The organism is Streptosporangium sp. NPDC005286 (assembly GCF_040607515.1).
Classification (GTDB): domain Bacteria; phylum Actinomycetota; class Actinomycetes; order Streptosporangiales; family Streptosporangiaceae; genus Streptosporangium.
In genome coordinates, this window is record NZ_JBEXGU010000044.1 from 44586 (window position 1) to 61239 (window position 16654).

The following is a 16654-nucleotide window of genomic DNA, read 5'->3' on the forward strand; positions in this document are numbered from 1 at the left end:
TCTCAAGATCCCGATCTAGACCGAATCGGTTAGAACAGGTGTAAGAGAGGCCGGCGGTGGTGAAGGGTCGTCCTCCCCTCGGGCCATGCCGCGTCATGCCCCCTCACCCGACGCGGCCCCGCACCTCAGGCACTCCCTGACCACGGGGAGGCGATGGCGCCGGTGTTCGTAGAACCGGTGACCGAGCGCCGCCGCGACGAGCACCCCGCCGAGCAGCAGGAGCATGAACGGCCCGTACTTCTCATGTCCGATCAGGCCCATGACGAGATGGGCTATACCGGCGGCGACGATGATCGCGCCGACGTTGAGCAGTTCCCTGTTGAGCGTCCACCCCGAGGCGGATCGTTCCCGTTCCGTCTCACTCATGCCCCCAGATTCACTACGGTCAGTTACAGGCCCCGACGGATTCCGTCACCGCGATGTAAAACACGGAGCGGCGATGTAAAACGCGGAGCATCTTCTCGTGGCGGCAAACGTTGTGATCCATCGGGAAACAGGACTTCCCCGCCCGCCCAAAGAGCCGACGGCCGGGAGGCCGGCTCCGTCAGCCGCCGAGCCGGCGGAACCTGTGCGCCGACAACGGCAGGAAGACGGCGATCAGCAGCAGCGGCCAGAGGACCGCCATGAGGGTGGCGTTCTGCACGATCCACGACTCTCCCGCCCAGCCGGGGTTGTCGAAGAGCCTCCTGGTGGCCGTGGCGGTGGCCGAGATCGGGTTCCACTGCGCGATCGCACCGAGCCAGCCGGGCATGGTGGCGGGATCGACGAACACACTGGACAGGAAGCCGACCGGCCAGACCAGGATCTGCACCGACGTCACCACCTCCGGCCCTCCCGATACGAGGCCGATGTAGATCCCCACCCAGAGCAGGGCGAAGCGCAGCAGCAGGAGCAGGCCCACCGCGGCCAGCGCCTCGGGCAGGCCGCCCTCGGCACGCCAGCCGAGCAGCAGCCCGGCCCCGATCATGACGGCCAGCCCGACCACCGAGTTGAGCATGTCGGCGATCCCGCGGCCCATGACGACCGCCGAGGCGCTCATCGGCATCGAGCGGAACCTGTCGGTCACCCCCTTGGCCGCGTCGGTGGTGACCGCCATCATCGTGCTCTCCAGGCCGAAGAGCATGGTCATCGCGAACATGCCGGGGATCAGGAAGTCGAAGTAGCCGCCCCCGCCGGGGACGCCGATGGCGCCGCCGAACAGGCCGCCGAACATCAGCACCATCATGACCGGGAAGAGCCATCCGACGGCGACCGTTCCCGGGCGGCGGGCCCAGTGGCCCAGGTCGCGCAGGGTGATGGTCCAGGAGTCGGCCAGCGCCCAGCCGAACCTGGAGAGCGGGGAGGGGGTGGGCAGGGTCGAGGTCGTCGTACTCACGCGGATGCCTCCGTGTCGGGGGTTGGGATCGTCGTACTCACCGGGGCGCCCCTGTCGGAGACGGTGACCGCCCGCACCAGGGCGCACGGCGGCGATGTCCATGCCGGAGGTGCCCATACGGACCCCCGGCCGGAGAGCCCGGTCGCGGCGTTCACGCGGACGCCCCGGTACGGGCGGCCGTGTTCTCGGCACCGCCCGTCAGGTGCAGGAAGACCTCGTCGAGCGTGGGGCGGCGCAGTGTGACGTCGACCGGCTCGATCCCGGCGTCGCCGAGCGCGGTGGCCATGGTGACGAGCGCCCGGGTGCGCTCGGCGACCGGGATGCTGACCCGGCGCGACTCGGCGTCCACCAGGATCCCGCCGGAGGCGACCCGCGCCGCGAGCGCCTCCGCCCTGGCCACGTCCGCCGGATCGGCGAGGACGAGATCGAGCCAGTCGCCGCCGATGGCCGACTTCAGCTCCTCGGGAGTGCCCTCGGTGACGACCCGGCCCGCCCCGAGCATGGTGATCCGGTCGGCCAGCCGGTCCGCCTCCTCCAGATACTGGGTGGTGAGCAGCACGGTCGTGCCGGAGCCGACCAGGTCGCGGATGGCCGACCACACCTCCTGGCGGGCGGCCGGGTCGAGGCCGGTGGTGGGCTCGTCCACGAAGAGCACCCGGGGTGCGACGATGAGGCTCGCCGCCAGGTCGAGCCGCCTGCGCATGCCGCCGGAGTACTCGCCGACCGGCTTGGCCCCGGCGTCCGCCAGCGAGAAGCGCTCCAGCAGCTCGCCGGCCCGCCTCCGCGCCCCGGCCGCCGACAGGTGGTTCAGCCTGCCGAACATCACCAGGTTCTGCCGCCCGCTGAGGATCTCGTCGACCGCCGCGTACTGGCCGACCAGCCCGATCCGCTCGCGTACCTGCCGCGCCTGCGTGCGGACGTCGAACCCCGCGACGCTCGCCCGGCCCGAGTCCGGGCGCAGCAGCGTGGCCAGGATCCTGATCGCCGTGGTCTTGCCCGCGCCGTTGGGCCCGAGCAGGCCGCAGACCGTGCCGGCCGCCACCTCCAGGTCGAACCCGTTGAGACCCGTCCCCTCGGCGGCACCCGCGTAGTTCTTGCGCACGTCGTGCGCGGCGATCGCGAACTCCGTCGCTCTCACAGCCACCTGCCTCACCCCTGTTTCGCCTGTCTTCCCACCCGGCGCCGTCGCGCCTCCGTGGCGTAGACCGTACCGTACACCGTACGACTCAGCTACGGTGGCCCCAACGACGAAAATCTGGAGACTGTTCTGGTGAGTGCGAAGAAAGCTTCCGACGCCGACCCGGCACGCAGCCTGGCGCTCCTGTGGGGCTCGCACAGCAGGCCAGGGCGCTCCGGGCTGACCGTGCGCTCGATCGTCCTGGCGGCCATCGAGCTGGCCAACGCCGAGGGGCTCGAAGCGGTCTCGATGCGCCAGGTCGCCGAGCGGCTGGGGGTCGGGACCATGTCCCTCTACACCCACGTCCCCGGCAAGGGCGAGCTGACCGACCTCATGGTCGACACCGCGTACGGGGAGCTGTACGCCGACGTGGACGCCCCGTCCCGGCAGACAGGCGGCTGGCGGGGCGCGATGGAGTTCGTCGCCGCCCGCAACTGGGATCTTTACCGGCGCAACCCGTGGCTGCTGCAGGTCATCGACGCCCGCTCCACGCTGGGGCCGAACGCGTCGCTCAAGTACGAGGCCGAGCTACGCCCGCTGGACGGCGTCGGCCTGACGGACGTCGAGATGGACTCCGTGCTGGCCCTGGTCCTCAGCCACGTGCAGAGCACCGCCAGGGCCGCGGCCAACCAGGCACGGGTCCAGCAGGAGAGCGGGATGACCGACGTCGAGTGGTGGCTGTCCAACGCCCCGCTGCTCGACAAGATCATGGACGACACCCGCTTCCCGGTCGCCTCCCGCGTCGGCCAGGCCGCGGGCCAGGCCCATCATGCGATCTCCGACCCCGCACACGCCCTGGCCTTCGGCCTGGACCGCATCCTGGACGGCGTCGCCGACCTGATCGCGAGCCGGAACCCGGCGGACGGGAGACAGGACCGCTGATCGGGAAGCCGGGTCAGCCCGCGGCCGGGGTGAGACCGGCGGCGCGGGCGCGGAGGACGACTTCCGGCTCGAAACGGTCACCGGAGGTGCCGAGCCTGGTCGTCGAGGAGTCCGACGGCCTGGCGGAGGCGGTGGCGGACGGTCCGCGGGCGGATACACCGGATCTCGTGGCGCCGGCGAGTGACCGCGATGCGTTGACCGAGAGGATCGGCAGGCGCATGGTCACGCTGTGACGGACGCGCGGGAGTGAGACGGCCCTGGTGAATCAGGTGGGCTCCTCCGCCGGTACGGCCGCGGCGGTTTCGGGCTCCTGCGCCGGTACGGCTGCGGCGGCTTCGAGCTCCCGGGGCGGGTCGCTGAGCTGTTCGCGCAGGTAGTTCCAGACCACGGCGATCAGGGCGGCGACCGGTACGGCGAGCAGGCTGCCCACGATGCCGGCCAGGCTGCCGCCCAGCGTCACCGCGAGCAGGACCACCGCCGCGTGCAGGCCCAGGCCGTGGCTCTGCACCATCGGCTGGAGCACGTTGCCCTCCAGCTGCTGGACCGCGACGATGATGGCCAGCACGATCAGCGCGTCCGTCGGGCCGTTCGACACCAGCGTGATGAGCACGGCGACGAGGCCGGCGAACAGGGCGCCGACGATGGGGATGAACGCCGTCACGAAGGTCAGGACCGCCAGTGGGAGCACCAGCGGCACGCCCACGATCCACAGGCCGAGGCCGATGAAGACGGCATCGAGCAGGCCGACGAACGCCTGGGAGCGGACGAACGCGCCGAGGGTGTCCCAGCCGCGTTCGGCCACGGCCGGCACGTCCACGGCGAGGCGGCCGGGGAGCTGACGGGTCAGCCACGGCAGGAAGCGCGGGCCGTCCTTGAGGAAGAAGAACATCAGGAAGAGCGCGAGGACGGTGGTGACCAGACCGTTGACGACGGTGCCCACCCCGGTCACGGTGGCGGTGACGATGCCGCCGACGCTGTCCTGGATACGGGCGATCGCGGTGTCGAGCACGCTGGTGACCTGGTCGTTGCCGATGTTCAGCGGCGGCCCGGCGGCCCATTCGCGCACCTGCTTGATGCCGTTGACCACGCCGGTGGCCAGCTCTCCGGACTGTGACACGACGGGCACGACGATCAGGACCACGATGCCCGCGGCGACCAGGAGGAACAGCAGGGTCACGGCCGACGCGGCCAGAGCGGGAGGCCAGCCGTACCGGCGCAGGAGACGGGTTACCGGCCAGGTCAGCGTGGTGAGCAGCAGCGCGACCATGAGCGGCCAGACCACGGACCACATTTGGCCCACGACCCACAGGGTCACCGCGCTCATCAGCAGGACCAGCAGCATCTCCGCGGAGATGCGCGCCGAGGAGCGCAGCGCGGCCCGGGTCTTCGTGGCACTCAGCGTGGCAGGCATGTGATCACCTTATGCATCCTCATGATCGGGCCCGCGTCGACGCGCAGGATTCGGGCTAATTCATGTTGGTTTGGCGCTGTGCTGCCCTGTTGAAGCGGCGCCCTGCTTCATAGTAAAAGGAGTTATATGTCCGTTTCTCACGGAAGTCCGGCAGAGGGGGCATCCACGCCGTCATTCTCCGGGATCTCAGGCCACGGACGCGACCGCGCCGACATCACACCCTCCTCATCCCAGGCACCCTGCGGCTGAGAACGATCATCGTAAGGAGAGACGTCGAATCGGGCGGCGAAGTCCTGAAGGACGGGGCATCCGCCCCGGGTGCCGGGTGAGTGTGAAGCCGGGTCAGCCCGACGCGGGGGTGAGACCGGCGGCGCGGGCGCGGAGGACCACCTCCAGTTCGAAGCGGTCGCCGGAGGTGCCGAGCTGGTCGGCGAAGAGTTCGGTGGCCTGGCGGAGGCGGTAGCGGACGGTCTGCGGGTGGATGTGCAGCCTGGCCGCGACCTCGGTGGCGTTGCCGCTCTGCAACCAGGCCAGCAGGGTCTCGGCCAGCCGGTCGCGCTGGGCGGGGCGCAGGGCGAACAGGGGTTCCAGCCGCGCCCGGCCCATGATCTGGATCAGCGACTCGTCCTGGAAGATCATCAGGGTGGCGAGGTGGTCGGACACCCGGATGATCCGGCGGCCGTCCAGCACCCCGCGCCTGGCCAGGGCCAGCGCGTCCCTGGCGAGCCTGAGCGAGAGACCGGCCTCCCCCACCGCGACCGCGGGGCCGATGGCCACGGTCCAGTCGGCCGCCATGGCGTTCAGCAGGCCGTGCCGCCCCGGGCCTTCGGGGTCGGGCACGACCATGCAGGGGTCGGAGCGGTCGAGGTCGACGAGCACGTCGGGCGGGAGACCCGGCCTGGGCAGATCGCCCTGGGCGCGGGCGGCCAGGGCGACGCAGGCCAGGGTGCGCGGCATGGTCCAGCGCACCGACCTGGCCAGATCGGCCACCGCGCGGGAGTCGGCGGCCGGGTGGGCGACGAGCAGGTCGAGCAGCCTGCGGCGCCGAAGTTCGAGCTCGCCCGCCACCCGGACCTGGGCCTCGGAGTAGCCGTCGGCCGCCGCGGCGGCGATCTCGTCGAGGTAGACCAGGATCGCCTCCCCGATGTCGCACATGCGCTGCCGGGACAGGTCGAGCCGCTCGGACTCCTCGGCCAGCCGTCGCCACGCCACCCTGGCGCAGATCCGCAGCGCGGACTGGAGCGAGTCGAGGGGGCGCCCCTCCGCGGCCTCCCCGCTGCCGACGGCGCGGAAGACCTCCAGCAGCCGGGACCGGCTCGCCCCCCGGTCACCGACCCGGTTCACGAATCCGGCGAGTGCCTCCTCGACGGCGTGCCTGACGATACGGGCGTAGGCGCCGCTCTGCCGGGAGTACTCCGGCACGCTGGCCCGGATCTCGCCGATCATCTCCTCGGCCAGGACGTCCAGATAGGGGCGGAGGGCCTCGGCGAACTCCCGGGGGATGTCCGCCTGCGGCTGTTCGACGACACGGGCAAGGCTCACGGGGGCTCCTCCTGGTCTCGGACGCTACTCCGATGTCAGGAAACCGTCTTCTGACCGGAGCGCACATTTTCCCCGGCGCCCCCACTCACCCCCGTAACAAGAAATCACCCCCCGCGACCCTCCGCCGTGAGGTCGCCCCCGAATCCTCCCAGCACCCGGCCACACCCCCTCGAACCAAACCGACGAGCCGCCCCAAGAACCGCCTTAGGGACGTGTTCCGTGCTCTCTGCCTTGAGGGACCACCCGTGAGGCCGCGCCGGCGACTGGACTGAGGAGAGAGGGGTCGCGAGGAACGAGCGCCCCCTCTCGACGAGGGAAGGAGCCGGATAAGAGCGGCCTCACCGCGACGCGTCAGCGTCGCAGTGAGTACAGAGCCGGATCCCAGCGGCCTCACCGCGACGCGCAGCGTCGCAATCAGTACAGCGTCGCAGTCAATACCGGTTAGAAGTAGCCGGTGCCCGTGATGGCGGCCGTCGTGTCACCCATGTTCTTCACCCGGTAGCGGATGCACTGGGCGGGCTGGGGGGCGCTGGCGGCGACGTACGCGGCGTGGTCGTTGGCGGCGATCGGCACCGACCCGATGTACCGGCCGCGGCAGTTGCCGACCTTGACCTTGACAGGCACGCTGTTGTTGTCCAGCTTGACCAGCACGTTTCCGTTGTACTGGCGCCCGGGGACGAGCTCGGGCGTGAGGAACACCTCCTCGCCTGGCTGCACCCTCGCGGACAGGTTGACATCATCGGCGTGGGCGGGGGTGCCGGTCAGGGCGACGGCTCCGGCGGCCGCCAGGACCAACATCGAGGACAGGGCGCGCATCGAACGTCACTCTCCTTATTCGTCTCTGCCGATCCGTCCCTGCGGATCGGACGTGGAGACACTACGGAGAGTCACATCCAGGGATGATAACGAGGTGACCGAGTCCGGGTAAAACTCCTGGGAGTACGGTTCTGCCTCCCGTACGTACCGCGTCATTGCCACTCAGAGCGGCAGCCCTTGCCGTCACCGAAGAGGGCGCCGCCTCGCGTTGGAGGCGGGCTATCGGGTGAGCAGCTTCTGGGCCTCGACGATCAGGTCGAGGTTGAGGCTGAGCTTGAGGCCGTAGTAGACGATGGCGGTGGCGGTCACCGCGGCGACGAGGACGACCAGGATCTTGACGCTCCAGCCCTGGCGGCCCAGCCAGGCCGTCCAGGCCGACAGGGTCCGCTTGCCGAACTCCAGCAGCCGGTGTGCCCAGTGGAACTCGGTGGCCAGCACCGCCAGCCCCGCGAAGACGACCAGCCAGCCGGGGCCGGGGAAGGGCACCATGATGAGACCGCCGATGACCAGCACCGCGCCGATGGTACCGATGACGATCTTCAGGGTGAGACGTCCGGTGCGAGTGGACCTGATCCCGTCGAGCCAGCCGTGGATACCGGACCGCTCGGCGGCCTCATCCTTCAGCACGTCGGCGTCACCGGTCTCGCTCCGCCTGTCAACGATCTCGTTCGGAGCGTCGGTGGCGCCGGTTTCCGACGGGCGCCCCGTCTCGTCCTGAGGGCTGCACACCCCGTCTGAGACCGCCATACTCTCCCCCGGACAATCGGTTTCCTTCACAATAGGGTCTGCCGAGCGGCCCGGCCGCCGTTGACGCCTTACATCATCCTTAAGGCTGAGGCCATGGGGTTCTCCAGGCGGAGGCCGCGAGACCCCGCCTGCGGCTCGGCCGCGATACCCGGCCCCCCTCGTTCAGCCGGATATACCCGCGAACAACGTATAGGACGACAGGTAGCACTTACGCCGTGAATCGCCCACCGGAGCGGCGGAAGCGGGACGGCCCCGCCCGTGCCCGTTCGGGGCGTGGGCGGGGCCGTACGGACTCCCGGTGCCCCGTGGTTCTTCACGGGGCACCGGAAGCGCCGGTGCGTCCGACAGCCTGGACCCCCCGGCCTCGGCGACGGGTCGCACCGGCAGGTCTCCCTTACCGGTCGCCCCTCCGGGGTGACCAGGCCGTCAGGAAAGCACCGTTCGGGGGCGCGGAAAGCGCCGTCAGGGGGCGGTGCAGGTGACGTTGGAGGGAACGCCGTTGGTACCGGTCCAGGAGGCGCCGAAGCCGAACGACGTGGAGGCTCCGGCGGCCAGGACGCCGTTCCAGCTCGCGTTCTTCACGGTGACGTCGGCGCCGGTCTGGGTGTGCACGCCGCTCCAGAGCTGGGTGATCGTCTGACCGTTCGGGAACGACCACTTGACGGTCCAGCCGGTGGTCGCCGAGGTGCCGGTGTTCTTTACGGTCACCTCGCCCTGGAAGCCGCCGGGCCAGGAGTTGGACACCGTGTAGGTCGCGGTGCAGCCGCCGCCGACCGGCCCGGTGAGGGTCCTGAAGGTCACCGGGTCGGAGGCGGTGGAACTGTTCCCCGCGGCGTCCCGGGCGATCACGTAGAAGGTGTACGAGGTGTCGGAGGTCAGCCCGGTCAGCGCGAACGACGCCGAGACCGACGAACCCACCTTGACATCCGTCGCCCCCGCCTCACGGTAGACGTCATAACCGCTCACCCCGACGGCGTCCGTCGAAGCCGTCCAGGACAGCGTCGCACCCGAGGAGGTGATCGCCGAGGCGACCGGAGTACCCGGCTTGGTCGGCGGAACGGTGTCGACCGGCGGGACGACCCCGCCGTTGTCGGCGTACAGGATGCCGCGGCCGTTGGTGCCGAGGTAGACGCGGCCGTAGACGCGCGGGTCGCCGGTGATCGCCTCGCCCGCGTTGCCGTACTGGTGCTGGTCGTCGTTGATCCTGACCCAGCTCGCGCCGGCGTCGTCGGAGCGGAACACGCCGTTGACGCCGCCGACCGTGGCGACCGCGTACAGCGCCTGGTAGCCGGAGGCGGTGGCGGACTTGCCGAAGCCGATGTTGACGGCGCTCGTGACATTGGAGAGCTTGGTGAACGACGTGCCGCCGTTGGTGGAGTGCCAGATGCCCGAGCTGGTCGTCGACCCCCCGGCCAGCCAGATGTCGCCCTCGCGGCCGGGTACCGCCTTGAACTTGACGTTGCCCTCGGTGGGCAGCCCGGTCGCGGCGGTGGCCGCGAAGGAGGCGCCGCCGTTGGTGCTGGCGTAGAACTTTCCGGCGCTGAAGCCGTAGAACCTGTTGGAGTTCACCCGGTCGGACTCGACCACGGCATTGGTCGGGAGCCCGGTGGAGGCGGTCCACGAGTTGCCGTAGCCGACCGAGTAGTGCACGCCCACGTCCTTGGGCGCCCAGACGAACCTGGACCCGTTGGCCGCGGCCGCGATCGTGCCGCCCTCGTTGATCCCGCTCGGCTCGGTGCCCTGGAACCAGTTGGCGCCGCCGTCGGTGGAGAACGCGGCGTGGCTGTCGTTCGGCCGGTCGGAGTCGGTGAAGTTGCCCGCGCGAACCATGATCGACGGGTTGGTCTCGGCGTAGTCGAGGCTGGTCGTCGAGGTGAAGTTGGGCGAGGTGAACATCATGGGCGGTACGGCGTCGAGGTTGGTGTGGCGGAAGCCGCCGATGTCGCCGAGACCGCTGACCAGCGGAGCTCCCGAGGGCGGGCTGATCAGGTCGAGGACCGCGGTCTCCTCAAGTCCCTTCACCATCGGCTTGATGGTGAACTGGCCGCCGGTGTCCCACTTCTTCAGGTCCTCGGTGCCGTAGAGCGTGGCGCCGGTTCCGTACATCATGCGGTTGCCGTCGAACGGGTCGATCTCCAGCGATTCGGTCATCCAGCCGAGCTTGGGCGTCGTCTCCGGCGGCTGCGGGTTGGCCCCGAAGGTGAGCCACGGCGAGGAGGAGACGTCCATCGTGTAGCGGAAGCTACGGTTCGGGTAGGAGGTGAAGTCCCAGACCCGGGTCCAGGTCGCCCCGGAGTCGGTGGAGCGGAAGAAGATGACGTCCGGCCACCAGGAGATCTGGGTGGCGACCATGATCGTGCCGGGGTTCTGCCGGTCGATGGTGAGGCCGCTGTAGCCGAAGTAGTCGTCGGCCGAACTGGAGGGGACCGGGCTGATCTGGGTCCAGGCACCGGTGGTCGTGTTGAGCTTCCACACGTCACCCTTGGCGCCGTCGTACGGGCCGCCGGTGTCGCTGGTGGCGATGTAGAGCGTGTGGTTGACGTGGTCGAGCACGCCCTTGTGCGCGATGTAGCCGGTGGGCTGGCCGGCCACCCTGGTCCAGGTGGTCCCGCCGTCGGCGGAGCTGTAGACGGTGTTCGCCTTGTCCGCGACGCCGACGTAGATCTTCTGCGTGGTGTTGCCCGCGGTCGCCGAGGACGGGTCGAAGGTCACCCAGACCACGCCGGGACGGTGGCTGAGGTAGCCGTTGGGGTCGGAGGGATCGGCGGCGTAGTTGCCCGCGTTGGGGAAGGAGGCGACCTTGGCCCAGGTCACGCCCTTGTCCGTGCTGCGCCACAGGCCGTTGCCGTCGGGCGCGCCGAGGTAGACGATGCTGTTCCTGTTGGGGTCGACGGCCAGCCGCTCACCCATGCCCCGGCCGGGCATGTTGCCGCCGAGCTTGAACGGCAGCGCCGTGGCCTGCCAGGTCGCCCCCTTGTCGGCGGAGCGCAGGATGGCGCCGTTGTTGGGATCCCAGCTGTTGGTGTACATCCCGGCGGCGACGTAGACCCGGTTGGTCTCCACCGGGTCGGTGGCCAGGCTGACCACGCCGTTGTAGCCCCACTTGTCCCAGCCCACCCAGTCGAGCAGCGGAGTCCAGGTCTTGCTCGCCTGCTCCCAGCGGTAGGCGCCGCCGATGTCGGTGCGGGCGTAGATCAGGTTCTTCTCCTTCTGGTTGAACACGATCCCCGGCACGAACCCGCCACCGTCGATCCTGACGTTCTTCCAGGTGTACGTCTCGGCGGCGGCAGCGGCGGCAGCGGTCCCGGACGCGGACGCCGGAGCGACCCCGCCCGCGACGGCCACACCGACCGACGCGCACGCCACCGCCGCGGCGGTGAGCATGCTGAACAGCCTTCTTCGCATGTACGGCTTCCCTTCGCAATGCAACGGACAAACCGCCATGCACGATCAGGTGACGGGACCCTGACCTTCGACCGCCCATGATGCGCGTGCATGAACGCCCAGAGGTTCACATGCCGGACCCCGCGCCGTCAATAGTTTGAACAGACAACTAACAAACCGGTGCCCGACCGCAGCGTGCCGCGCGGGGAGGGCGCGGCGTACGCGGGCGTCCCGCACGTGGCGCCTTCCGGGACCTACTCCGGATCACAGTCGATGGCGCACTCCCGGCGGGAAGCGATCATCAGCCGCGAACCCGGCCCTCTCGCCGCGGCCACGTCGTCGGGGTTGGCCAGCGCACAGCGGTCCAGCGAGAGGCAGCCGCAGGCTATGCACTCGGTCAGCCCGTGCCGGAGACGTTCGAGCTGCCTGATGCGGTCGTCGAGCTCGTCCTGCCATATCCCCGAGAGCCTCGCCCAGTCCTCCCTGGTGGGGGTCCGCTCGTCGGGGAGCGCGGACAGCGCCTCCTGGATCGTCCGAAGCGGGATCCCGACCCGCTGGGAGACCCGGATGAAGGCGATTCTGCGCAGCGTGTCACGGGAGAAGCGGCGCTGGTTGCCCGCGGTGCGGCGGCTGCGGATCAGGCCCTTGGACTCGTAGAAGTGCAGGGCCGAGACGGCGACCCCGCTGCGCGAGGAGAGCTGGCCGACGGTTATCTCCGGATTGTTGGGCATGCGGCAGTCTACCTTGACCTCAACTTACATTGAGGTTGTCGGGTGGCGCGCCGTTCACGGGAGCTCACCCGGCCCGGAGCCTCGAGGTGTCTCCCCCTCGGCCGCAGAGGGATGTTCGGGTAAGAATAGGCCGCATGACGAGAACATTGGTGCTGGGTGGCGGAGGCGTGGCGGGCATCGCCTGGGAGGCGGGGATCGTCACGGGTCTTCGCAAGGCGGGACTGGAGCTGGGAGCGGCCGACCTGGTGGTCGGCACCTCGGCCGGCTCGGTGGTCGGGACGCTGATCGCCACCGAGGTCGACCTGGAGAGCTCGGTCGGCGTCCAGGCCGACACCGAGACCGCGACTGTCTCCGCAGTGGACATGGAGGCGGTCATGGCCGCCTTCGGCGTGCTGTACGACCCGTCCCTGGAACCGCGGGAGGCCCGGCGCAGGGTCGGCGAGCTGGCCCTGGCCGTGCGGGACACCGGCGCCAGGATCGAGACGATCGGCGACCGGCTGCCCGTCAAGGAGTGGCCGGAGCGCCGCCTGCTGATCACCGCGGTCGACGCGGCGACCGGCGAGTTCGTGGTCTGGGAACGCGACTCGGGGGCGCCGCTGGTGTCGGCGGTCGCCTCCAGCTGCGCGGTCCCCTGCGTGTTCCCGCCGGTGGAGATCGGCGGGCGCCGCTACATGGACGGCGGGGTGCGCTCGGCGACCAACGCCGACCTGGCGGCGGGCAGTTCGGCCGTGGTCATCCTGGAACCGCTGGCGCACGTCTCACCGAGGGCGCGCTTCGAGGCCGAGCTGGCCGAACTGGGGGACGCGGCGGTCGCGCACATCGTCCCCGACGAGGCCTCGGTCGCCGTGTTCGGCGCCAACGTCCTCGACCCGGCCCTGTGGCGCCCCGCCTTCCAGGCCGGCCTCGCCCAGGCTCCCGCCGCCGCGGAGAGCGTGGCCAGGGCCTGGCAGGACTGAGAACGACGTGGGCGCGGGCGGGGCGGCGCCGCTCTGGGTGGTGAGCGGGCCCCCGGGAGCGGGGAAGTCGACGGTCGCGGCGGCGCTGCTGGCGCTGCTCGACCCACCTCCCGCACTGCTCGACAAGGACACCGTCTACGGCGGCTTCGTCGCCGCCACCCTCCGCGCCCACGGCCGCGACGACGGGGAACGCGAAGGCCCCTGGTATGACGAACACATCAAGCGGTACGAGTACGACGGGCTGACCGAGGTCGCCCGGCAGATCCGCTCGCACGGCTGCCCGGTGATGCTGGAAGGCCCCTTCACCACCCAGGTACACGACGCGGCGGTGTGGGAGCGCTGGGTCGGGCGGCTGGGCGGGCCGCCCGTACACCTCCTCTGGGTCCGCTCGGACGGCGCGGCGCTGCGCTCCCGGCTGGAGGCCAGAGGGCTCGCCAGGGACGCGGGCAAGCTCGGCCGCTTCGCGGACTACCTGCGGGCCATCAGGGTGGACGAACCACCCGTCGTGCCGCACGACGAGATCGACAACCGTCCTGGGGCACCCTCCCTGACGGCACAGCTGGAGAGGATCATCGCCTCCGGGTAGACCGCCCGCCGTGGCGTCCCCGAGCCCTGACCGGCCTGCCCTCGGACCTGGACACCTGTTCACCGCCGGGAATCTCCCTGGCGACGGGCGAGGCCGTCGGCTCGGGGGGCCGACGAACGCCGACACCTCCGCCTCTCGCGTCCGTACGGGAATCCCGGACGCCGGATATCGGCATGCCCGGCGTCCGAAACGCAGGTGAAACCCGAATCGCGGGAATCTCGGATGCCGGACACCGGCGCCGGCTCTCGACCCTGGGAATCGGGATCTTCCGGATTCGGCCCCGGCAGGCGTCAACGGTCACCCCAAGCCGCCCTGTATTTCCGGACCAGAACCCCTTTTGGAACGATTCGACAAAATTGAGTCATATTTCATGACAAGTTTGCATTGCAGGCATAACGTAGCGGCCTTACGTTCCCGGTATGGATCTCGAGCTCCGACACCTCAAGATCGTGCGCGCGGTGGCACAGGCCGGTAGCGTCACCAAGGCCGCCACCCACCTCGGACTGGCCCAACCCGCACTGACAGCACAGCTCAAACGGATAGAGCGGGTTCTCGGGGGAGCTCTTTTCGAACGCGATCACAACGGCGCGCGGCCCACGCCCCTGGGGGAGCTGGTCCTGTCACGCGCGCTGGTCCTCCTGCCCGCGGCCCGCGAACTCCAGGAGGAGGCGCTTCGATTCGCCAACGCGAACGCCGACGTCCCCAGCTACCGGCTGGGCGCCACCAACGGCCCGATACTCGGCGGCCTGATGGACCGCCTCGCCACCGCCTGGCCGTCCACTCCCGTGAGCACCTACACCTCCTGGTCCGCCAAGGAGCTCACCACCATGGTGATGCTGGGCCGGATCGACTTCGCGTTCATCGGCGCCTGCGGGGAGAGCCCACCACCGGTGGAGGGACCGGTGGTGTGGTCGACCGTGGGCACCGACCCGGTCTTCGTACTACTCAACGAGGACCATCCGCTGGTCGACAGGAAGGAGGTGGAACTGGCCGAGCTGGCCGACGAGCAGTGGACCGTCACCCCCGGCGACAGCTGCTTCGGCGACTGCTTCGCCACGGCCTGCGCCCGCGCCGGCTTCACCCCCAAGACCATCTACGAGACCGACGTGGCCACCTGCATGCACCTGGCCAAGGTCGGCCGCGCCGCCGCGCTCTGCCAGGCGACCTTCCAGCCCGCCGAGGGGTTGAAGCTGGTGCCGCTCGCCGGCGCCCCGCTGCGCTGGCGGCAGCTGCTCGGCTGGCACCCGGAGGCGGCCACCGCCGGAGCCGCCACGGCGATCTTCGAACACGCGAAGGCCGCGCACTCCGACGCGGTCGGGCGGAGCAGACGATATGCCGCGTGGCTGACCGAGAACCCCGGGCTGGGCACCTCTCCATAACGTGACGGTAGGGGACATTCGGTAGAGGCGCGCCTCATGTGCACACCGCTACCTTGACGGCACCCCCCACATGAGGAGAGAACCCATGCTCCGCAGAAGTGCCGTGACAGCGGGCTTCGCGCTCGCTGTCGCCATGGTGGCCACCCCCGCCATCGCCCACCAGGGACCCGGCGAGACCGCCGCCGCCCCCTACACCCTCGCCGAGGCCCGGACACTGGTGGAGGCCACTGCCAAGCCGGCCCCGGGCCTGGTCGACGCCATCCGGCGCGACCTCGGCGGCACCAGCGAGCAGGCCTCGGCCCGGCTGATCAACGAGGCCGCCGCCGCCAAGGTCGAGCCCGCCCTCCGCGGGCAGCTCGGCACCTCCTTCGCCGGAGCCTGGGTGACCGGTCCCACCTCCAACCTCGTGATCGCCACCAGCGACTCCACCAGGATCGCCTCGCTCGCCAGGTCGGGCGCGGAGGTCAAGCTCTTCAAGAACTCCCTGGCCACGCTCGACACGGCCAAGGAGCGGCTCGACCAGCTCGTGGCCTCCGCGCCGAAATCGATCCCGTCCTGGTACGTCGACGTGCGGAGCAACAGCGTCGTCGTGCTGGCCGGTGACGTCGCCGAGGCGCAGGCGTTCGTGGACGGCAGCGGCGTGGACAAGTCGCTCGTCCGCGTCGAGGCCTCGCAGGAGAAGCCCAAGCCGCTCTACGACGTCCGCGGCGGCGACGCCTTCTACATGGGCGGCCGCTGCTCGGTCGGCTTCTCGGTCACCCGCGGCAGCCAGGGCGGCTTCGCCACCGCCGGCCACTGCGGCACGGCCGGCACCGCCACCCAGGGCTACAACCAGGTCGCCCAGGGCACCTTCCAGGGCTCGTCCTTCCCCGGCAACGACTACGCGTGGGTCGCGGTCAACTCCAACTGGACCCCGACCGGTGTGGTGAACGGCTACAGCGCGGGCATCCTTCCGGTGGCCGGCTCCACCCAGCAGGTCGTGGGCAGCTCCATCTGCCGCTCCGGCTCCACCACCCAGTACCGCTGCGGCACCATCAGCCAGCACAACACGAGCGTCACCTACCCCGAGGGCACCATCACCGGCCTGACCCGCACCACCGTGTGCGCCGAGCCCGGCGACTCCGGCGGCTCCTACATCTCCGGCAGCCAGGCCCAGGGCGTCACCTCCGGCGGCTCGGGCAACTGCACCGTCGGCGGCACCACCTACCACCAGCCGATCAACGAGATCCTCTCGGCGTACGGGCTCACCCTGGTGACCAACGGGACCCCGCCGCCCACCGGGTGCAGCGGTTACCAGAGCACCTACACCGGCTCGCTGACGTCCAACGCCAACGCCTACCAGCCCGGCACCGCCGGCTACAGCGCCGCCGCGGGCGTCCACCGCGTCTGCCTGGACGGGCCCAACGGCACCGACTACGACGCCTACCTGCAGAAGCTGAGCGGTTCCACCTGGACGACCGTGGCCAGCGGGACCTCCCCCAACCCCGATGAGGCCTTCACCTACAGCGGCACCGCGGGCACCTACCGCGTACGGGTGCACGCCTACAGCGGCTCCGGCTCCTACACCCTCGGCTGCAGCTTTCCCCCACGCTCGTCGCGTGGGACGGCTACGAGCAGGATCTGGCCGAACACCTCGACGCGATGCGGACGTCGGAGTCGGGCGAGCGC

At 70.3% G+C, this 16654-nt stretch carries 15 protein-coding genes; 6 read left to right on the top strand and 9 right to left on the bottom strand.

Annotation, left to right across the window (positions count from 1 at the left end; translation table 11 throughout):
- Positions 1–93 precede the first annotated feature (93 nt).
- The 3 genes from ABZU75_RS18475 to ABZU75_RS18485 all read right to left on the bottom strand — a co-directional run bounded on the left by ABZU75_RS18475 (position 94) and on the right by ABZU75_RS18485 (position 2513).
- Complete coding sequence (locus ABZU75_RS18475; protein WP_355555407.1) at positions 94–366, bottom strand: hypothetical protein; 273 nt, start codon at positions 364–366, stop codon at positions 94–96.
- A 178-nt stretch (positions 367–544) separates the two neighbouring features.
- Complete coding sequence (locus ABZU75_RS18480; protein ID WP_355555409.1) at positions 545–1375, bottom strand: ABC transporter permease; 831 nt, start codon at positions 1373–1375, stop codon at positions 545–547.
- A 151-nt stretch (positions 1376–1526) separates the two neighbouring features.
- Positions 1527–2513: an ATP-binding cassette domain-containing protein gene (locus ABZU75_RS18485; RefSeq protein WP_355555440.1), complete on the bottom strand. Its 987-nt coding sequence runs from the start codon at positions 2511–2513 to the stop codon at positions 1527–1529.
- 132 nt (positions 2514–2645) lie between these two features.
- On the opposite strand from ABZU75_RS18485, the gene ABZU75_RS18490 reads away from it, so the two are divergent.
- Both ABZU75_RS18490 and ABZU75_RS18495 read left to right on the top strand, forming a co-directional pair.
- On the top strand, positions 2646–3434 hold the full coding sequence (locus tag ABZU75_RS18490; protein WP_355555411.1) for a TetR/AcrR family transcriptional regulator: 789 nt from the start codon (positions 2646–2648) through the stop codon (positions 3432–3434).
- A gap of 86 nt (positions 3435–3520) precedes the next feature.
- Positions 3521–3667, top strand: a complete 147-nt coding sequence (locus ABZU75_RS18495) for a hypothetical protein (protein ID WP_355555413.1) — start codon at positions 3521–3523, stop codon at positions 3665–3667.
- Positions 3668–3699: 32 nt separating this feature from the next.
- Here the strand turns inward: ABZU75_RS18495 and ABZU75_RS18500 are convergent, their stop codons facing one another.
- From ABZU75_RS18500 to soxR, 6 genes are all read right to left on the bottom strand, one after another.
- Positions 3700–4845, bottom strand: a complete 1146-nt coding sequence (locus ABZU75_RS18500; protein WP_350915048.1) for an AI-2E family transporter — start codon at positions 4843–4845, stop codon at positions 3700–3702.
- Between the two features lie 342 nt (positions 4846–5187).
- Positions 5188–6387, bottom strand: a complete 1200-nt coding sequence (locus ABZU75_RS18505; protein ID WP_355555416.1) for a helix-turn-helix domain-containing protein — start codon at positions 6385–6387, stop codon at positions 5188–5190.
- Between the two features lie 441 nt (positions 6388–6828).
- Positions 6829–7203, bottom strand: coding sequence for a hypothetical protein (locus ABZU75_RS18510; RefSeq protein ID WP_355555418.1), 375 nt, complete (start codon positions 7201–7203; stop codon positions 6829–6831).
- A gap of 219 nt (positions 7204–7422) precedes the next feature.
- Positions 7423–7950 (bottom strand): TIGR02611 family protein, encoded by a 528-nt coding sequence (locus ABZU75_RS18515; protein ID WP_355555420.1) that lies wholly within the window; start codon positions 7948–7950, stop codon positions 7423–7425.
- A 462-nt stretch (positions 7951–8412) separates the two neighbouring features.
- Positions 8413–11355: a cellulose binding domain-containing protein gene (locus ABZU75_RS18520; protein WP_355555422.1), complete on the bottom strand. Its 2943-nt coding sequence runs from the start codon at positions 11353–11355 to the stop codon at positions 8413–8415.
- Positions 11356–11588: 233 nt separating this feature from the next.
- The gene (soxR, locus tag ABZU75_RS18525) at positions 11589–12065 is read right to left on the bottom strand and encodes a redox-sensitive transcriptional activator SoxR (protein ID WP_355555424.1); all 477 of its coding nucleotides are present in this window, start codon (positions 12063–12065) and stop codon (positions 11589–11591) included.
- A 134-nt stretch (positions 12066–12199) separates the two neighbouring features.
- On the opposite strand from soxR, the gene ABZU75_RS18530 reads away from it, so the two are divergent.
- The 4 genes from ABZU75_RS18530 to ABZU75_RS18545 all read left to right on the top strand — a co-directional run.
- Positions 12200–13021, top strand: a complete 822-nt coding sequence (locus tag ABZU75_RS18530) for a patatin-like phospholipase family protein (RefSeq protein WP_355555426.1) — start codon at positions 12200–12202, stop codon at positions 13019–13021.
- Between the two features lie 7 nt (positions 13022–13028).
- Positions 13029–13607, top strand: coding sequence for an AAA family ATPase (locus ABZU75_RS18535; protein WP_350915063.1), 579 nt, complete (start codon positions 13029–13031; stop codon positions 13605–13607).
- Between the two features lie 419 nt (positions 13608–14026).
- Complete coding sequence (locus ABZU75_RS18540; protein WP_355555429.1) at positions 14027–14986, top strand: LysR family transcriptional regulator; 960 nt, start codon at positions 14027–14029, stop codon at positions 14984–14986.
- An 85-nt stretch (positions 14987–15071) separates the two neighbouring features.
- On the top strand, positions 15072–16654 hold a 1583-nt coding region (locus ABZU75_RS18545; protein WP_355555431.1), incomplete at its 3' end, for a S1 family peptidase.